General features: G+C 46.4%; 14 protein-coding genes and 2 tRNA genes. 8 read left to right on the forward strand and 8 right to left on the reverse strand.

Annotated elements, in window-relative coordinates; all coding sequences use genetic code 11:
- Positions 1 to 50 precede the first annotated feature (50 nt).
- The 3 genes from V2I46_02010 (at position 51) to V2I46_02020 (ending at position 4,327) form a co-directional block, all read left to right on the forward strand.
- Positions 51 to 701: a hypothetical protein gene (locus tag V2I46_02010; GenBank protein ID MEE4176264.1), complete on the forward strand. Its 651-nt coding sequence runs from the start codon at positions 51 to 53 to the stop codon at positions 699 to 701.
- An 84-nt stretch (positions 702 to 785) separates the two neighbouring features.
- Complete coding sequence (rlmN, locus tag V2I46_02015; GenBank protein MEE4176265.1) at positions 786 to 1,817, forward strand: 23S rRNA (adenine(2503)-C(2))-methyltransferase RlmN; 1,032 nt, start codon at positions 786 to 788, stop codon at positions 1,815 to 1,817.
- Between the two features lie 41 nt (positions 1,818 to 1,858).
- Positions 1,859 to 4,327 (forward strand): hypothetical protein, encoded by a 2,469-nt coding sequence (locus V2I46_02020; GenBank protein ID MEE4176266.1) that lies wholly within the window; start codon positions 1,859 to 1,861, stop codon positions 4,325 to 4,327.
- An 11-nt stretch (positions 4,328 to 4,338) separates the two neighbouring features.
- Here V2I46_02020 and V2I46_02025 read toward each other — a convergent pair whose 3' ends face one another.
- The 3 genes from V2I46_02025 to V2I46_02035 are packed head-to-tail and all read right to left on the reverse strand — an operon-like array spanning position 4,339 to position 7,860.
- The gene (locus tag V2I46_02025) at positions 4,339 to 5,901 is read right to left on the reverse strand and encodes a bifunctional GNAT family N-acetyltransferase/carbon-nitrogen hydrolase family protein (protein MEE4176267.1); all 1,563 of its coding nucleotides are present in this window, start codon (positions 5,899 to 5,901) and stop codon (positions 4,339 to 4,341) included.
- 7 nt (positions 5,902 to 5,908) lie between these two features.
- Positions 5,909 to 6,664, reverse strand: coding sequence for a (S)-benzoin forming benzil reductase (locus V2I46_02030; GenBank protein MEE4176268.1), 756 nt, complete (start codon positions 6,662 to 6,664; stop codon positions 5,909 to 5,911).
- 11 nt (positions 6,665 to 6,675) lie between these two features.
- On the reverse strand, positions 6,676 to 7,860 hold the full coding sequence (locus V2I46_02035; protein ID MEE4176269.1) for a DUF4831 family protein: 1,185 nt from the start codon (positions 7,858 to 7,860) through the stop codon (positions 6,676 to 6,678).
- 98 nt (positions 7,861 to 7,958) lie between these two features.
- Here V2I46_02035 and V2I46_02040 point away from each other — a divergent pair, with 98 nt between their 5' ends.
- Together V2I46_02040 and V2I46_02045 are read left to right on the forward strand one after the other, a co-directional pair.
- Complete coding sequence (locus V2I46_02040) at positions 7,959 to 8,342, forward strand: co-chaperone GroES family protein (GenBank protein ID MEE4176270.1); 384 nt, start codon at positions 7,959 to 7,961, stop codon at positions 8,340 to 8,342.
- A gap of 87 nt (positions 8,343 to 8,429) precedes the next feature.
- Complete coding sequence (locus V2I46_02045; GenBank protein MEE4176271.1) at positions 8,430 to 9,965, forward strand: DUF4301 family protein; 1,536 nt, start codon at positions 8,430 to 8,432, stop codon at positions 9,963 to 9,965.
- Here V2I46_02045 and V2I46_02050 read toward each other — a convergent pair.
- Complete coding sequence (locus tag V2I46_02050) at positions 9,962 to 11,383, reverse strand: thioredoxin-like domain-containing protein (GenBank protein MEE4176272.1); 1,422 nt, start codon at positions 11,381 to 11,383, stop codon at positions 9,962 to 9,964. The two genes, V2I46_02045 and V2I46_02050, sit on opposite strands and share 4 nt — an antisense overlap.
- Before the next feature lie 73 nt (positions 11,384 to 11,456).
- Positions 11,457 to 12,008, reverse strand: a complete 552-nt coding sequence (locus V2I46_02055) for a DUF5063 domain-containing protein (GenBank protein ID MEE4176273.1) — start codon at positions 12,006 to 12,008, stop codon at positions 11,457 to 11,459.
- Positions 12,009 to 12,286: 278 nt separating this feature from the next.
- Between V2I46_02055 and V2I46_02060 the strand changes: the two genes are divergently transcribed.
- Positions 12,287 to 13,372 carry a nitronate monooxygenase gene (locus V2I46_02060; GenBank protein MEE4176274.1) on the forward strand — a complete coding sequence of 362 codons (1,086 nt, stop codon included), beginning with the start codon at positions 12,287 to 12,289 and terminating at the stop codon, positions 13,370 to 13,372.
- Positions 13,373 to 13,401: 29 nt separating this feature from the next.
- Here the strand turns inward: V2I46_02060 and V2I46_02065 are convergent, their stop codons facing one another.
- Positions 13,402 to 15,042, reverse strand: a complete 1,641-nt coding sequence (locus V2I46_02065; protein MEE4176275.1) for a sodium/sugar symporter — start codon at positions 15,040 to 15,042, stop codon at positions 13,402 to 13,404.
- 177 nt (positions 15,043 to 15,219) lie between these two features.
- Here V2I46_02065 and V2I46_02070 point away from each other — a divergent pair.
- Together V2I46_02070 and V2I46_02075 are read left to right on the forward strand one after the other, a co-directional pair.
- Positions 15,220 to 15,303: transfer RNA gene (locus tag V2I46_02070), tRNA-Leu, on the forward strand.
- Positions 15,304 to 15,340: 37 nt separating this feature from the next.
- A tRNA-Leu gene (locus V2I46_02075) sits at positions 15,341 to 15,427 on the forward strand.
- 691 nt (positions 15,428 to 16,118) lie between these two features.
- Here the strand turns inward: V2I46_02075 and V2I46_02080 are convergent.
- Both V2I46_02080 and V2I46_02085 read right to left on the reverse strand, forming a co-directional pair.
- On the reverse strand, positions 16,119 to 17,660 hold the full coding sequence (locus tag V2I46_02080; protein ID MEE4176276.1) for an aldehyde dehydrogenase family protein: 1,542 nt from the start codon (positions 17,658 to 17,660) through the stop codon (positions 16,119 to 16,121).
- A gap of 14 nt (positions 17,661 to 17,674) precedes the next feature.
- Positions 17,675 to 18,037 (reverse strand): hypothetical protein (locus tag V2I46_02085; GenBank protein MEE4176277.1); only part of this gene is annotated, 363 nt, incomplete at its 5' end.

Below are 18,037 nucleotides of genomic sequence, written 5' to 3' on the forward strand. Positions count from 1 at the left end.
GGCTTTTTGATTGGTTTAATGTGTGAAAAAATTATTAATCGGTAATAACTTTGAAGACACTAAAAAAATCAACCATAATATCCAACCTTGAAACAGCCCCTGGGGCATATATTTTGAGTTTTCCTCGCAGCTTTGATTTTGTGCCCGGACAGGTGATCGGGATTGCCATGAATCCTGAGGAGAAACCCCGTTTATACAGCATAGCTAGTGGTAACAAAGAACAGGTGATTCGTATTCTTTATACCATAAAACCAGGTGGGAAGTTAACGCCTGGGTTGGCAAGGTTGCAGGCTGGCGATTCCATATTTGTCTCAGAGCCTTTTGGTGGTTTTATCTGCGGCGAAGAACCAGCTTTTTGGGTGGCTACGGGCACAGGGATAGCCCCATTTGCAAGCATGTTCTATTCTGGAGTTTCAAACAATAAGGTTCTTATCCAGGGGAACCGCTTTGCCAGCGGGCTTTATTTTCGTGAGGATTTTGAGAAAGGAATGGGAAATCGTTATTTCCCTTCCTGCACCCGTGAGGAAGTAGAAGGCCTTTATTACGGCCGCGTGCTGAAGTTCCTGTCTGAAAAGGAAACCCTGGACCCTGGGCTGAAATATTACCTTTGCGGGAGCGCCGAAATGGTGGTCGATGTCAGAGACCTTCTGATTGAACGAGGCGTGCCTTTTGAAAATGTGGTTGCCGAGATATTCTTTTAACTTTGGTGTAAAATTCAGGTTATGCAAGTCCAATGAGAAATCATTGGAATGGATTTTTTTTTCAAAGTTAAAAAGCTGCTGAGCATGGAAGAGAAACAAGGTGTGCTTTTTGGTAAGACTTTAAGGCAACTGGAATCGGAGGTATTTGAATTAGGCCTTCCCCGATATACAGCCACACAGATCACCGACTGGCTTTACAAAAAGGATGTGACTTCCATCGATGAAATGAGCAACCTTTCCAAAGAAGCCCGTGAGAAGCTTTCTGAGCGATATGAAATGGGGCTTTCAGAGCCTGTGAAAGTTCAGGTATCGGTGGATGGGACAAAAAAATATCTTTATCGCGCTCATAACGGTAAGTTTATTGAAACCGCCTATATTCCTGAGCGAGACAGGCATACATTATGCGTTTCCTCACAAGTTGGCTGTAAAATGGGTTGTCTTTTTTGCTTTACTGCCAAACAGGGTTTTCAGGGAAATCTTAATGCCGGTGAAATCCTGAACCAGATTTGGAGCCTTCCGGAAAGGCAGTTGATTACCAATATTGTTTACATGGGGATGGGTGAGCCATTTGATAACATGGAGGCCGTTATGCAAAGTCTGGAAATTCTGACTGCTGAGTATGGTCTTGCCATCAGCCCGCGGCGCATTACGGTCTCAACCATTGGTATTATTCCTGCCATAAAGACTTTCCTTGAATTAAGCTCCTGTCATCTTGCTGTAAGTTTGCACTCACCCTTTGAGGAAGAGAGACGTCGTATTATGCCTATCGAGCACGTTTATTCCCTTACCCAAGTCCTGGAGGCCATCCGGAGCTTTCCCCTAGGGAAACAAAGACGCATCTCTTTTGAGTACATTGTTTTCAAGGACCTTAACCATAGCCCGCGGCATGTTAAAGAACTGGCACGCATTCTCAATGGAATTCGGTGCCGCATCAACTTGTTGCGTTTTCACCCAGTTCCAGGCACTCCATTGAAAGCCCCGGATGAGAAGACCCTTCAGGAATTCAAAACAGCCCTCGAAAAAAAGGGCCTTACTACAACAATCCGAAAGTCACGCGGACAGGATATTTATGCTGCTTGCGGCCTGCTTTCCACAAAGGAACAACAGCCAAGGTAAATGGAAAATACTACCTTTGCGATCAATAAATTTGTTGACCAGTGCCTTTACGTTTTCTTTCCTTTATTTTTTGGGTTATTCTGTTTGCAGTAAAGCCTTGTGCTGCGCAGGAAAGCCCTGCTAATAGCTTTCATTTTGATCAGAAAATCGTTTTTGAACCCTACCCGGATTCAAAAGAAAGAATTACCAACCACCTGTTGCAACATATTGCAGATGGGAGTGGCCGACTCAGGTCGATGGTATCTTATTCCCTTGAAGGCCAAATTGCTCTTCAATTAGATGTGATGGATGACGGAAGGCAATTGGCTTTCGTTTCGCTTGAAACCCTGAGGGTCAGCGGCGATATTTCTTATGGTGGCTTTAGCCTTGAAAAACTACTGATGCCCGATTTGGTGCAATTTAATGTTTTGATTAGCCAGCCTGACGGGAAGCTTATTGGCAAAAAAGAACATAAGGACCTTCCGGTAATTGGCAGCAATGTTATTCTTCAGGAAGAAATACCTGGTGGAAAAAGCAATAATGACTTGGTGGTCAGAATTGAAGATATTCATTTCAGTTACAGTGAGTCGATGTATCATCGCTTGGATGAGTGGTTTGCATTTTTTGAAGATTATTATGCTGCAGTTACTCAGATAGAAGAATTGGAAAATGTTCTGGCAACACTGAACTTTTCCGATCCCTCACATCTTATCCTGGAAGAATTTTCCCTTTGCGAAGCCGAAAAAAAATTGGCATCTTTTGCTGTAAAAGGGTTCTTTGTTAACCTTGACCCGCAGGCAGGTGATCCTGAAGGAATTTTTCTTAAACATGGAAGGCTGAGCAAACGCGTTCAATTCCTCAGGAACGAATTTAATCTACGCATGGCCATTGTTGATAGTCTCATTTATGCTAAAGGCATGAATTTATTGGCATCAGATCAGCCCAGTGCCGCCCGTGAAAGTTTTGAAAGCTCCCTGGTCTTCAATCCCTTGTTTGTGCCTTCGTATCTGGCCCTGGCAAAGATTGACCTTGAAGGGGGGCAAAAAAGAAAAGCAATAGAGCGTCTTGGGGAAGTCTTTTCAGTAATCATTCCACATGGGAAGCTGAGGAAGGAATCTGAAATCCTTACCGATTCAATCATGGCTCAATTTTTCAGGGATGCATTCAACTTTAACCGCGAAGGTCGTTTTAAGGAAAGCCTGGACCTGTTGGCGCCACTGGAGCAATTTTGTGAAAGGGTTGAAGGAGAATTTGAATGCCCGTACGAACTGGAGTTCCGGTTGAATCAGACTCATATGGGGATGTACCGCTCCTTCCTGGTTGTTGGTGGAAGAGCATTGCGTAACGACAACCTTTCCCTTTGCCGCACTTATGTTTCCAGTGCTCTGGATTACCAGAAAAATAACCAGCGTTTTATTCCTGATGCCAGGGAGGCTTTCGATATTTTGCAGCAATGCGTTTACCGGTATATTGAAATATCAGGAGAACGTTTTGCTGTAGGAGAATTCCAGCGCTCCTATGAAAGCCTTAATGCTGCCCTTGAGTTATGCAGTCAATATCCCGGGCTCTTCTGCCCGGATGATCTTTCTTCCAGGCAGCAAATGGTATTGGCTTATGTTCAGCAAAAAGAAACTGATTCCCGCATCCATACTGAGTCTGTCAATCCGGCAGAATCCAATGAGAGATTTTCTGATGACATATTCTGGCAACCAGAGGAAGAAATGCTTGAACTAATCAGCCAGGGACAGTTTCTTGCATGGGCAGGTAAAGTGGAGGATGCAAAAGCTGCAGAAGAAAAAATCCTGCTGACCATCCAAAATCTTAGGCTCAAAAATGATGCCAGAATTGCTTCAGAAATGGATAAACTCGGCGTAATGATTCAGGAAAAAGAATGCGAACTTGCTGCCCGGGAATTGGAAGCCCTGCTGCAGAAAGGGATGAGATACCTGGCCTTTTCTGAATACAAAAGCGCTTTCGAAGCAGGAATGGAAATCAAAGAACGGATTGAAAGCTTTCCACAATGCAGCTTTCATGCTAGTGACTCCATTGATCGACTTATAAATCTGGAACCTGTTCTTATTTACCTTAACCTGGCAGATGCTGCGACTTCGTTTTACCAATCTGCCTCATTGGAACAGTACCCTGATTTCCTGAGAAAATACCATGAAGCGGAATTTTATTTTGAAAAACAGGATCTTACTCAACAGGGGCTGAACCACGTTAATTTAATAACCTTCATCACTTCTTCAAAGAATGTGGAATTGGCAAAGGCAGGGGTGGCCTATATGGCTGAGCAAGCTGAAAACTATGCTTCAGAATCGGTTTCCCTCTTATGGTTTTTAAAGGGGCAGGGCCTTCCCTCTTCTGATACGCGTGCCTTGCAGGAACTCGCAGGACGTAAACTGGCCCGTTATTATTATTCCAAAGAACCAGAAATACAGCCTGAGTCGCTTGTAAATAGTCTTACCCAGAATGATCGTTGGTTCCGCCTTTTTGAGCAAACTTTTATTCGATACTGGGGCAATAATTAAGCTGCTGCCTGCTAATCCTTTTCCTCTTTTTCCTTTTGAGCATCAAGGGCGAGAACCTGGTATAAGTCGGTACGCCTGTCATTCCAGTTGGTTACGGTTCCACGATTACGGTGACGGCGCAGTAACTCCAGGTCAATATCGTTGATGATCACTGTTTCAACATTTGGCGTGCATTCCCCGGCAATGGCATCTCTGGCAAAGGAGAAATCTGAAGGGGTAAAGATCCCCGACTGAGCATATTGAATGTCCATGTTGTCAACCTGAGGGAGGTTGCCAACGGTGCCAGCGATGGCAACAAATATTTGGTTCTCAACGCATCTGGCCTGGCTGCAATACCTGACCCTCAAATAGCCCTGACGGTCATCCGTGCAAAAAGGAACAAAAATGATTCGCGCACCCCGCTCCACAGCAATACGGGTAAGCTCTGGGAATTCCATGTCATAGCAGATCAAAATGGCTACTTTCCCTTTATCCGTGTCAAAAACTTCCAGCGAGTTGCCAGGCATTACACCCCACCATTTTTTCTCATTTGGCGTGATATGTAGCTTGTATTGTTTCCCAATCTCCCCATTGCGCTTGAAGAGGTAGGCAATATTGTAAAGGTTCTCTCCTTCCGGAGTAAAATGTGAACCAGCTATGATGTTGATATTGTATTTGATAGCCAATTCGCTGAACAATTCAAGGTATTGTTGGGTAAATTCTCCTATCTTACGGGCTGCAGTGCCGGGGTTTTCTTTTGGGAACAGGGATAACAGCTGCAAGGTGAAAATCTCGGGAAAAAGGACAAAGTCGCTTTTATACCCCGAGGCTACATCCACAAAATATTCACACTGAATGGCAAACTCATTGAACCCCCGGATAGGGCGCATTTGGTATTGTACTACACAGATTCTGACCGGGGAGGCAGCGAAAAACTGACGCTCCTTCTCCTCTTTATATTCGAAGTTGGTCCACTCAAGATAAGTGGCAAAATTTGAAGACTCCTTGTCGTCCTCCAGATATTCTCTGATAATCTTTTTGAGCGAAAACCCATTTGACAACTGAGGGGTAAGCACGGGGTCAAAAATGGCGCGGCTGGTTACTTTGTCCACATATTGGCTAATGCTAAGCTCAGTCCGGTGATCCTTATAACCTGGCAGCCGGCCTCCTACTACAATCCGGCGCAGGTTCAGTTTCCTGCAAAGTTCTTTTCTGGCTTCGTATAAGCGGGTGGACAATTTCATCCCTCTAAAATCAGGATGAACCATCATTTCCATTCCGTAAAGTGTGTCGCCTTCCGGATCGTGTGTCCCGATATTCCCATTATCGCAGATATCATCCCAAGACATGTTCATGTCAAAATCTCCCGAGTCTATGATGAGGCTCGAACTTGATGCCGCCAGGCGGTCATCGATCTCAATGACTATTTGACCCATCGGGAATCGGGCAAGCTGATTTTTAACATTGTTTTCTGTCCATACCTTCATCCCCGGAAAGGAGCGTTTCTGCATGTCTATGAGTTGCTCGAAGTCTTCCGGCATTAATTGCCGGATATGGAGTTTATTTTCAAATTCGTGGAGATCAAACTTTTCCATATAAGTCTTAATATTTTTCGCGGATATCTATTATGCCACCATTGGTGAACTCCGGGGAGAACAACAATTTTGCAAGGTGCTTCCCTGCAACCTGGGGAGGAACCAGCTGTCCTGTCTCTTTTAATTCAATAAATCTCTTACGGTGAATAAACTGTTCATCGGTAGTGGCCCTGATGGCTGTTTGCATCTCTGTGTCTATGATCCCGGGAGCCACTGCCATGACCTCAACGGGATAATCAAGGTCTTCCTGCTCTGTTCCTGCACAACGGGTAAACATGTCCATGCCAGCCTTTCCGGTACAATAGCTGCTCCATCCATGATAAGGATTTTTTGCAGCACCTGATGATATATTGATCACTCGCTTTTCCATTTTCCACCCCTTGGTGTATTTAATAAATGCTGAAGTTAATAACATGGGAGCAATCAAATTGATACGCATATGCTGTTCCACCTCCTCCGGGGAACAATCCTCAATTCTGCCAACAGGATGAATGACCCCTGCATTATTAATCAAATAAACCCCGCTGGCTTTATCCAGGGGTATCTCCTCAAAGATCATTCGGCCCAGTTCAGGAACATCCATTGTAACCCCAAAATCGAATGAAATAAAGGTTATCGGACAGTTTCTGGCAGAAGCCAGCTTTTCCAGCTTTTCACTTTTTCCACGGGAAACGCAGATCAGGTGATGCGTCTCATGCAGTAATTCAAGGGCAATGCCCTCTCCGAGGCCTTTGCTGGCCCCGGTAATGATGATATAGTTCATATGTTTTTGTTTTATTCTTTCTCTTCTAATTTCCCATAAGACCTGACTGAACCTGTGTTAGGATAAAACTCCACTTCTTCAATGTAATCAGGAAGATTCGTAACTACTCCAAATTGATTGATTAGCAGTCTTGCACTGGCCCGAATGGTATTGCCTGTGCGAATTACCACATTGGCATGCTCTGGCACTCTGTAATAAAAACCATTGGCAGGTAGTTCAGGATCAACATTACGGTTTACGAAAACCCCAAGCTGACGCGTAGTCTCATTCCTTTCTGTCGAAAGGGTGATCGGAGTACCCTCACGTTTTTCTGCCGGCAATACCCCCTCCCGTTCACTGAAATAGAAAAGAGTACGCGGAGATGTGCCCAGATCAGGATTTGGGACAATAGTGTAACGGTAATAGATTTCGCTGGTGGATTCCAGCCCTTTGAAAAGCTGAAGATAATCCTCTTCCATCTTTGCCATTTCGGTGAACATATATTCAAGGGCTTCCTTGCTGTAAGGAACCTCGGCATAGCCATGAATGATCTCAAAACGCTTATCCCTTACCTCAAGGATAAAATCAGCCACTTCCTTAGCCCTCACCTCCGGGCTTTTTTCTACCATACTCCTGCGGAGTGTCTGGCGCTCTACAGTCAAAGTGTCCACACGCACTCGCTCCAGAATGGTGTCAACTTTTTCCTGCAAGTTGGAATCGATGAAGTAATTAAAAGTAGCATCCGAACCATAATATCCGTGCTCCCTGGTTTCATCCATTCCCCTTAGGAATTCCTGGTTGTTGAAGGACTTATTGATACTCTGAATTAAGCCGGTTTCACTAAGGGAAAGAAACAGGGGGTAGGCTTCATCAGCTTTTTCAGGAAACTCCACAAAATAAAACTGGTCGGGATCAGGTTCGGAATAGCTGTTGATGGTGATCTCCGAAATTTCATAACTGGTGGAGGGATACCGGATTACATTTTGCAAGCCAAGATATTTCATGGCAAATTCTGCATAGGGCCCGGGAACCTGTTGCATCCGTTTCACAGTAACATCTACAGTTATTACCGTCCGGGGTAGAACATAGAACAGCCCTTGGGTTCCTGCCTTAATATCTGCACTGCGCACATGCGTTACAATCAGAGGCTTTTGACTCTGACAGGCTGGAACCGTGAGAAAAAAAATAATGAGCAGAATGGGGAAGATCCTTTTCATGAAGAGCGGAATTTTATGAGGATAAGTTATAATTATCTTCAAAAATAGGAAAAATAATGGGAGAATATTTTTCTAAATTTGTTTGTAAATACATTCCTATGCTATTAAAGATAGAAGATCAGGATATTGCCCGGTTAATAATGGTTGGCGATCGGGTGTTGATAAAACCCCGTTCAGGTTCAGAGAAAACCAAAGGCGGGCTTTACCTCCCTCCCGGAGTAGAGGAAAAAAGGCGTGTGCAGTGGGGCTATGTCATCAAATGTGGCCCTGGATACCCTATCCCCTCCAGCCCTGAAACCGATGAACCCTGGAAAGAGCAAAAGGACAAAACCCAGTATATTACCCTTCAGGCCCATGAAGGTGACCTGGCCGTTTTTCTGCAGGAAGGGGGAATTGACATTGAATTTAACCGTGAGAAATACATCATCCTCCCTCACTCGGCCATTTTGATGCTTATTCGCGATGATACCCTTTTTGAATAAACCACTTTTCCAGCGGGAGGAAAGTAAGCTTATAGACTTGATTCTCACAATTTTCCTATTTTTGTTTAACCTTAATTCACATATACCATGCTCAGCGAGAAAGATCATCAGCAGTTAAAGGATAAGGGCATTAGCCCGGAGCAGCTTCAGCATCAACTCGATCAGTTTATTAAGGGTTTTCCACCTGTCAGGCTTCACCGGCCTGCTATTCCCGGCGATGGAATTCTTCGGTTGGGAGAAGAAGATGTCGTTGAACTGGTCAATTTCTTCAGCAGCAGTGCTCCTGAAAAAAAAGTGGTGAAATTTGTTCCTGCAAGCGGAGCCGCCACCCGGATGTTTAAAGATCTTTTTACCTGGCGTGAGAAGCTAAAAAGCGGAGTCTTGCCCCGGGAACTCATGGATAGCGACCCTTCAGCAAAGCAATTCTTTTCTGATATTAAATCCTTTGCCTTCTGGGATGACCTCGCGCTTATCATGCAACGCGACCGCGTGGACGCCGACCATATGCTGGCTACCGGGCATTATCTGACCCTGCTCGACTATATCCTCTTTGAATACGGTTTAGATTATGCTGCCCTTCCCAAAGGTTTGCTGATGTTTCATAAATATGGACGCGATGCCAGGACCCCTCTGGAGGAGCATCTGGTGGAAGGTGCCGAATATGCGCAAAATAAAAATGGACAGGTTCATATCCACTTCACCGTTTCACCCGAGCACCTTAAGAAATTTCAAATGTTGGTGCAGAATACAGCCCTTGGATATGAGAAGAAGTTTGGCGTGAATTATGAAATCTCCTTCTCCATTCAAAAACCCTCTACCGATACGGTTGCTGTTAATTTAAATAACAACCCTTTCCGCGAAAGTAATGGCAGCCTGTTTTTCCGACCCGCTGGTCATGGTGCACTCATCGAAAACTTGAATGACCTGGATGCCGATGTGGTATTCATTAAGAATATCGATAATGTTGTCCCCGACCATTTAAAACTGGAAACCTTCCTTTACAAAAAAGTAATTGCAGGTGTTTTACTCAAACGCCAGCAAGAGGTTTTCGATTGGCTTAACATTCTTGAAAAGGAAATTCCTTCCAGGGAAACCTGCCAAAAGGTCCTTGATTTTGCTGTTAAACACCTTAACCTTGAACCCGGCTCAATTCCTGAAAATGACGAAGCCTGCCGGAAGCACCTGATCGCATTCCTGAACCGGCCTTTCAGGGTTTGCGGAATGGTGAAAAATGAAGGGGAACCCGGAGGTGGTCCATTTTGGGTCACTGACCCAGAAACTGGCAGGAACTCTCTGCAAATCGTTGAGTCCTCTCAAATAAACCTGAACGATGAGGCGCAGAATAGAATTTTTAAGGCATCAACCCACTTTAATCCCGTGGACCTTGTATGTGCATTGAAAAATAATAAAGGCGAGAAATTCCATTTACCCAATTTTGTAGACCCTGATACTGGCTTTATCAGTCAGAAATCAAAAGACGGTATGGATTTAAAAGCCCTTGAACTACCGGGACTATGGAATGGTGCCATGGCCAACTGGATCACCCTCTTTGTGGAAGTGCCCCTTATTACATTCAACCCGGTTAAAACCGTTAACGATTTACTGCGCAAAGAACACAGCTAATTGCTGCTGGTTTCCCGTCCTAACTCATGCTGGATAATCTCCTCCACCTGTTCTGCTGAAATGCGCTTGGCTATGATCTTCTTGTCGGCATCCAGCAAATAAATCATTGGCGTGGCGTAGAGGTCGTATTTTTCTCTGAAGCCCGAAAGATTGGCGGGGTCGAAAACATTGATCCAGCCTTGTATCTGGTAACTATCGACTGATTTAAGCCACGACTCTTTCTCTTCCTCAAGATTCACCGCAAAAACGGTAACGCCCAGAGACTTCAATTTTTCCGATACAGATCTTAACTGTGGGGTGACCCGCTTACAATGGCTACATTCCGAATCCCAGAAATACAACACTGTAAATTTGGAGTTTACCTCATGAAGTGAAATCCGGGTCTGGTCAGGGCTGAACATGTTAATGTCAGGCGCTGCTTTGCCAATCAATAGGGGCTTTAATTTCATGGCACGTTCGCTGATTCGGGCCAGGTTTTCGGCTTCCACCCAGTGGGCCTCCCCACTCATGTAATATTTCTCGATCATGTGGACGAATACCGCATCGTGCCCCATGATTTGTGAACGCTCAAAATGATTGGTAATAAACCAAATGGTGTATTTGAATACTTCATCGTGGGCCCTGGATTTCTCCACCATTCGGTCCGCCTCTGCTATGATGCTGTCGGGGAGCTGGACTACAACATTGGAGAAATAGGTCTGAAGCTTGTTGTGGAAAACAGGGGTGCGAAGCAGGCGGTCATCCGAGAAATCAACATTCTCCCAGTAACGCGTTTTGTAAAGCTGGTAAAGCGCTTGCTGGTCCGGACTGCCATCTTCTTTTAAGGGTTTCTCCGGAACCTCAGGCTCTTTCTGCGCCAGCAGGATTTTGCTAAACAACCCGTCTGGGAAACGCTCTAGGTAGGATTCCTGTTTTTGGGTCACCTGTTCATTGATGTTGTCCATTCGGGCGGTGATCTCTTCCCGGTCAGCTTCGCTGAGGTCTTCCCGGGTCAATTCCTCCCTGATCAATCCGATCTCTTCACCCATCAAGCGAACAAACCCCAGGTATTCATAAAATGCCTCATTGTCAGGCGAACCATCAAACTGGGTTTTTTCAATAAACCCGTCCATCACGGTTTTTATGCCAAAGTGCTGGTTGTCATCAATGATCACCTCAAAGTATTTCTGCCCGGGAACGACCACCAGGTACATGCCAGGATCCAGGCCCTCCTCTTTCTCAAAGACATAATATCCAGGTTGAACCATTCGGGCAGTGTCCTGAAGATACTGCCTGTCACCAAAATGATAAGCCAGCAGCAAGTCACCTTCGTTCAGGCCTTCAACCTCAACAGTGATGCGGTATCCCTTATCGGCCATTGCACAGCCAAAGGTATAAGTCAAAAAGGCGATCAGAAGGAAGATTCTTTTTAAATTCATAAGTAGATATTTTTCTTTTTCAGGATATTTTACGCAGGTTTTCCTGTAAGGTAACAAAAAACGTGCAAAAATGTTAAAGCAGCGAAGGTTCTTCACCTTCAAAGAGGTCAGGGTCTAATGCATCCTTGTATAACAAACGGTGTATTGCTCCCAGGGCATGCAAAACGATAGGTCCCCAATGGCTGGCAAAAAGCCCCCCGAACATTGCCAGGGCATTTTGCCTGGCTGGCAGGGTGTTTTTCTGATAGGCCATGACAAAGTCCTTCATGTCCTGGTAAATGTCAGCCATGTTGTCAGCCAGGCTGGCTTCCTGCGTATCATAGTTATGATCGTGCACGTAATAGCGCTCCTCAGGACCCAGCTTCTCACGAAGTGCCTTGAAGATTTCCTCCCATTGTTCTTCGGTGACAAAGCGCTCAGCGAAGTCCTCATCCTCAACCTCAGTAACAGGCAGCAAACTCCCTTTTAAATAAAGCAGAGGGGCCAGTCGCTGAAAATAAGTCAGAATGTCTTCCGCTTTGAATTTTTCAGCATCCTCAAAAAACAGGCAATACTCATTGGCAACCGTCAACATCTCGATTGCGGCTTTCGACAGGGTCAAGTCATCTGAATCAAAGGCTTCCATTTCTTGTATTGGTTTCCGTGGCAATTTAACGCTTTGCCCCCGCTTTTTGTTATGCAAAGGAAATCAAGTTTTTTTAGAAATGCTTCTGCGAAAGTACCAGGAGTTCCAAAAAACTTTGACAGAAAACCGTTGTTCAGACCGCCTGGTTGAAAGAATCGGCCGAATTTTAGGTATCCCGAATGTTAATTAATCACAATAAACCCCTCATTTTCAATAAGTTTAATTTGGTTGAAGTACTTTTATGCTGGATTAAACAAACATTTTAACAAAAACATCAGATGAGAGAACTAAAAATAGGTGGGTTAACGATTCCGATTCCGGTAATCCAGGGCGGTATGGGAGTCGGTATCTCCATGTCCGGACTCGCTATAGCCGTTGCAAACCAGGGAGGAGTAGGGGTCATTTCCGCAGCTGGCCTTGGGCTGGTGCACCGTAACCCCACACTTGATTTTTTGGAAGCCAATATTCATGGGTTAATTAAAGAGATCAGGCTTGCCAGGGAAAAAACCAAAGGAGTGATTGGGGTAAACATTATGGTGGCCATGTCGAACTTCGCCGATATGGTGCGTACTGCCATTTCCGAAAAGGTCGATATTATTTTTTCCGGGGCGGGTCTGCCGTTTCAGCTCCCCGCATTTTTACAAGCCGGAAGCACTACCAAACTGGTCCCTATTGTTTCTTCCGGCAGGGCTGCCAGGCTCATCTGCGAGAAATGGATGTCATTACACAATTACCTTCCAGATGCAGTGGTTGTTGAGGGTCCAAAGGCCGGAGGCCATTTAGGGTTTAAAAAGGATCACCTTGAAGATGCCCAGCATTCCCTGGAAGAACTTATCCCTGAAGTCATTCGTGAGGTCTCTTTTTTTGAAGAAAAGTATCAAAGGGAAATCCCGGTAATAGCGGCCGGAGGGATATACTCTGGCGCTGACATTTTCAATATCATGGAGTTAGGAGCCAAAGGAGTTCAAATGGGCACTCGTTTTGTTACCACCGAAGAGTGCGATGCCTCCATGGGTTTCAAACAAGCCTACATCGATGCATCTGAAAAGGATATTCAAATTATTCAAAGTCCCGTGGGAATGCCTGGCCGGGCAGTTAACAACCTCTTTATTGACAAGGTCAGGGCTGGCTTAAAACGACCCATTAAATGCCCATTTCATTGCATTAAGACTTGTGATGTGACCAACAGTCCTTATTGTATCGTTAATGCTTTATATAATGCCTATAAAGGCAATATGAAAAGCGGATTTGCCTTTGCTGGCACCAATGCTTACCTGGCGAAAGGAATCACTACCGTGAAGCAAATATTTTCTGACCTGGCCACTGAATTTCAGGCAGCAATAAAAAAAGAAGCAGGGCTTTAACCCTGCTTCTTTGAATGAAATTTACCCAATTACCAAAAAATAGTATAAATCAATGCCAGTAGCAGCATAATAATATATGCTGAAACATTGAACGACTTTGGAGTTTTAAAGGACGCTTTTTGTAAAGGAATCCCTTTGGGATCATCATCGCCATCGGCCGTGGTGAGGCTTACCATCAGGATTACGGCCATGGTCATGACACAGGTGTAAAACATCTGGTCGAGGAATGGCATCTCGATGGGGAGCACCTTAAGGAGGATGGCAATGGGAATGGAAGCCAGCACCCCAACAATGGCCCCTTTGGCCGAGGTCTTCTTCCAGAACAGACCCATGAGGAACACGGCCAGGATACCCGGGCTCACCAGGCCGGTGTACTCCTGGATGTACTGGAACATCTGCGGCATGCTGCTCAGGGCAGGTGCCAGCACCACTGCAATCACTAAGGCCAGTATCACCGTGATCCGCCCAACGGTCACCAGGTTAGTCTTGCTCTCCTTTTTGGCAAAATAGGGCTTATAAATGTCCATTGTGAAAATAGTGGCTGTGGAGTTCAGCATCGAGGCCAGCGAAGAAACAATAGCCGCGCCCAGGGCCGCAACCACCAGGCCTTTCAACCCTACCGGGATGAAGGTACGGATCAGCCAGGGATAAGCCACGTCATAATTCACGCCACCATCGGGACGGGTGAAAACTGTTTTTACGCCATCAATGATCGTGGTGCCGGCAGGCTGGGTAAACATCACATAGGCAATGATGCCGGGAATGACTACAAACACCGGGATCAGCATCTTCAGGAAGGCGGCAAAGGCAAGCCCTTTCTGGGCTTCCTGCAAGGACTTGGCGGCAAGGGCACGCTGGATGATATACTGGTTAAAGCCCCAGTAATAAAGGTTGGCAACCCACATCCCCCCGATTAGCACCCCGATGCCCGGAAGGTTTATATATTCGGGGTCATTTTTCTTCAGAATCATATGGAACTTATCGCCCGCCACATTGTATACATGCGAGAGACCGTTGAAAATCCCACCATCGGGGGTCACGTTCTGCAAGGCAATGATGGTGGTGATCAACCCCCCGATGACCAGCAACACCACCTGGATCACATCCGTCCAGGCCACAGCCGAAAGTCCGCCCCAAATCGAGTAAGCCGCAGCAAAAAAGGCCAGGCCAATGATAAACCATATGATCATCGATCCGTCCCCGGTGCCCAGGATGGTGTCAAGCGCCTTGGCGCCAAGAAACAAAACAGAGGTAAGGTTAACGAAAATAAACAGCCCGATCCAGAACACCGCCAGGATGGTCTTAAGCTGGGTGTTGAAGCGCCGTTCTACAAATTCGGGGATGGTGTACAAGCCCTGTTTGATAAAAATGGGCAGGAAATACTTACCCACAATGATCAGCGTCAATGCGGCCATCCATTCGTAAGTGGCAATGGCCAGGCCTATGGCAAAACCTGAACCCGACATCCCGATGAACTGCTCGGCCGAGATGTTGGCGGCGATAAGTGAAGCCCCAATCGCCCACCAGGGCAGACTTTTTCCGGCAAGGAAATAATCCTCTGTCGTTTTTTTGTGCCCTTTCTTGGTCCGGGAAACCCATAAGCCTACCGAGAGGATCAAAATGCCGTATGCGGCAAACACAATATAATCAAGTGTATGAAAGGTGTTCATTGCCAATAGATTTTAGTGTAACAACAAATATGGGGAGCTGAAGTAAGCCCTGATCATTGCCAGCGGCTAATTTACAATATTAATTTCTTTACATTATTGTATTCCTTAAAAAATTAAAAAGCCCTGAAACTTTTTGTTGCTGATTGAAAAGATTTTTATACTTTTGCCAAACCTTTTGCCCAGGTGGTGAAACTGGTAGACACGCTACTTTGAGGGGGTAGTGACCGTAAGGTTGTGCAAGTTCGAGTCTTGTCCTGGGCACTAGTTTTTTACAAAAGGGAACGCTCTGTTTTTTATTGCCCAGATGGCGGAATTGGTAGACGCGCTAGTTTCAGGGACTAGTATTGGTAACAATGTGCAGGTTCGAGTCCTGTTCTGGGCACCATTATATTGTAAAGGGCTGTTTCAAATGAAAATGAAACAGCCTTTTTCTTTTTTAGCCCCAATTTATTTGCTCCAGGCCCTTTCCCAAACAATCCCCCCGCTTTCTGGTATTTGTCTCACCACTCTTTTTTTGGCACACGGATGACACCAATGCAACGGATCTTTACGAATTTTCTTCTTTCTTCTTACTGCGTGCTGGTTTCTTAGCCCAGCTGAGCGGTATTTGTAATGCCGCCCGGAAAACAGGATAATTTGTTATTATCCAGACCTCTGTTAAAACAAAGAACATCATTAAATTATTACCTGGGGTGGTTTAGCAAAACTATCCATTTTTGCTCAATTTCAAATTCAGCAATGTTCAGAGCCCAAATGCAATTTCCGCTCAGCGGGGATGCCATAACACACTGGTTTTAATGAGTTTTCACTGATTTGAATCCACAAGCAAATTTAATCACATTCAGAAATAAAACGTAAATAACACGAGGATTAAACGTAGATGACACGTAGTTCAGACGTGTGTGCACGTCTAAACTACGTCTGAACTACGTGTTAACTACGTCTGAACTACGTCTGAACTCTGAAGATGATGCCATGAAAAAAGGAGGAGAGATACCCCGGCTGTTGAATCTGCCGGGATATCCCTCCTGCTGTGAATGAACCCTGAAAAAAGGGTGTCGATTAATTAGTTTGGATCAGAACCCAAACTTGATGCCCTGGGCCAGGGGCAGGGTCTCGCCGTAGTTGATGGTGTTGGTTTGTCTGCGCATATAGTATTTCCAGGAATCGGAGCCTGACTCGCGCCCGCCGCCGGTGTCTTTCTCCCCGCCAAAGGCACCTCCGATCTCGGCGCCCGAGGTGCCGATGTTCACGTTGGCAATGCCGCAGTCTGACCCGGCATCTGAAAGGAACTTCTCAGCCTCGATGAGGTTTTGGGTGAAGATGGCTGACGACAAGCCCTGGGGGACATCGTTGTTCAGGCGCACGGCCTCTTCGATGGTGCTGTATCTGATCAGGTAAAGGATGGGGGCGAAGGTCTCTTCCTGGACGATATGGTAATGGTTCTCGGCCTCCACAAGGGCGGGGACCACGTAATGGCCGCAGCAATAAGGCTCGCCGTCGAGGACCTCCCCGCCGAAAATCACCTTCCCGCCTTCCTGTTTTACCTGTGCAATGGCGTTTTCGAAGGCCGCAACGGCAGTGGTGTCGATCATGGGGCCCACCAGTGTTTCTTCATCCAGCGGGTTCCCGATCTTTTCCGATACGCTCTGATAGGCCATCAGCAATTTCTCTTTCACCGTGTCATAGACCTTTTCCTGTATGATCAGGCGGCGGGTGGAGGTGCAGCGCTGGCCGGCCGTGCCCACGGCGCCAAACACCACCGACTTGATGGCCATTTCCAGGTTGGCCTGGTCGGAGATGATCACCGCGTTGTTGCCCCCCAGCTCCATGATGGCCTTGCCAAGCCGCTGGCCGACGATGCCGTTGATGCGTTTGCCCACTTTCGTTGAACCCGTCACCGAGAACAGGGGGATGCGCTTGTCGGCCGCGAAATTATCGCCCAGCACCGACGACTGGGCAACGATCATATTGAATACGCCCTCGGGCACCTTGTTTTCTTTCAGCACGCCTGCAATGATGTTCTGGATGGCCACGGCTGTTAGTGGTGTCTTGCTGCTGGGCTTCCACACCACCACATCGCCGGCCACGGCGGCGATCATGCTGTTCCAGGCCCATACCGCCGCCGGGAAGTTGAAGGAGGTGACAAGCCCCACGATGCCCAGGGGCAGGTATTGGTCGTACATCCTGTGGTCGGGCCGCTCAGAGTGCATCGTATAGCCGTTCAGCAGCCTCGACTGCCCCACGGCGAAATCGCAGATGTCGATCATCTCCTGCACCTCGCCCAGTCCTTCCTGTATGATCTTGCCCATCTCGATGGTGATCAGGTGGCCCAGGGCTTCCTTGTTTTCCCTCAGCGCCAGCCCGATCTTGCGGACGACCTCGCCGCGGAGGGGGGCCGGCCATTTGCGCCACTCCAGGAAGGCTTCCTTCGCCTTTTCCATGATCCGTTCGTAATCCTCAAGCGAGGCATTGGTGACCTTTGCAATGGGCTTCCCGTCAATGGGGGAGAGGGATACGGTTTCCTTCCCGTTGGTCTTTAACCAGGCTGTGCCAGTGCAGGCCCCGGGATTGATGTCGTTGATGCCCAGGGCTGCTAAAACTTCTTTCTTTCTCATTGTTTGAAGGATGTTTATTTTCTGTTTAGATTGTGAAATGCCTGACCATTCATTGGATGAATGTTGCTGTTTACTAATTTACGCTTTTTAGATGGTTTTTTAAGAAAAATGAATATGAAGGTTTTTTCTTCAGGGCTTCGCTTCCGTTGTGCTCCGGCCTCCACTGCTAACCCTTTCTCCTTAAGCATTCTTATTTCATGTCGAACCCCAAGGTCTTCGAGCGAAGGGCCCCATAGCCGGGAGGAAAACATTCTATCTTTTCTAAAACACAGCCTAGTCCAGGTACCAACATTTATACTTCCCGAAAGCATAGTTTGGTCGAAAAGGCAAAAGATAAGCAATCCAGGAGCGCAGCGGAGTTGAGAAACCCTCCCTGA

Source organism: Bacteroides sp., from assembly GCA_036351255.1.
In the GTDB taxonomy this organism is placed as follows: Bacteria; Bacteroidota; Bacteroidia; order Bacteroidales; family UBA7960; genus UBA7960.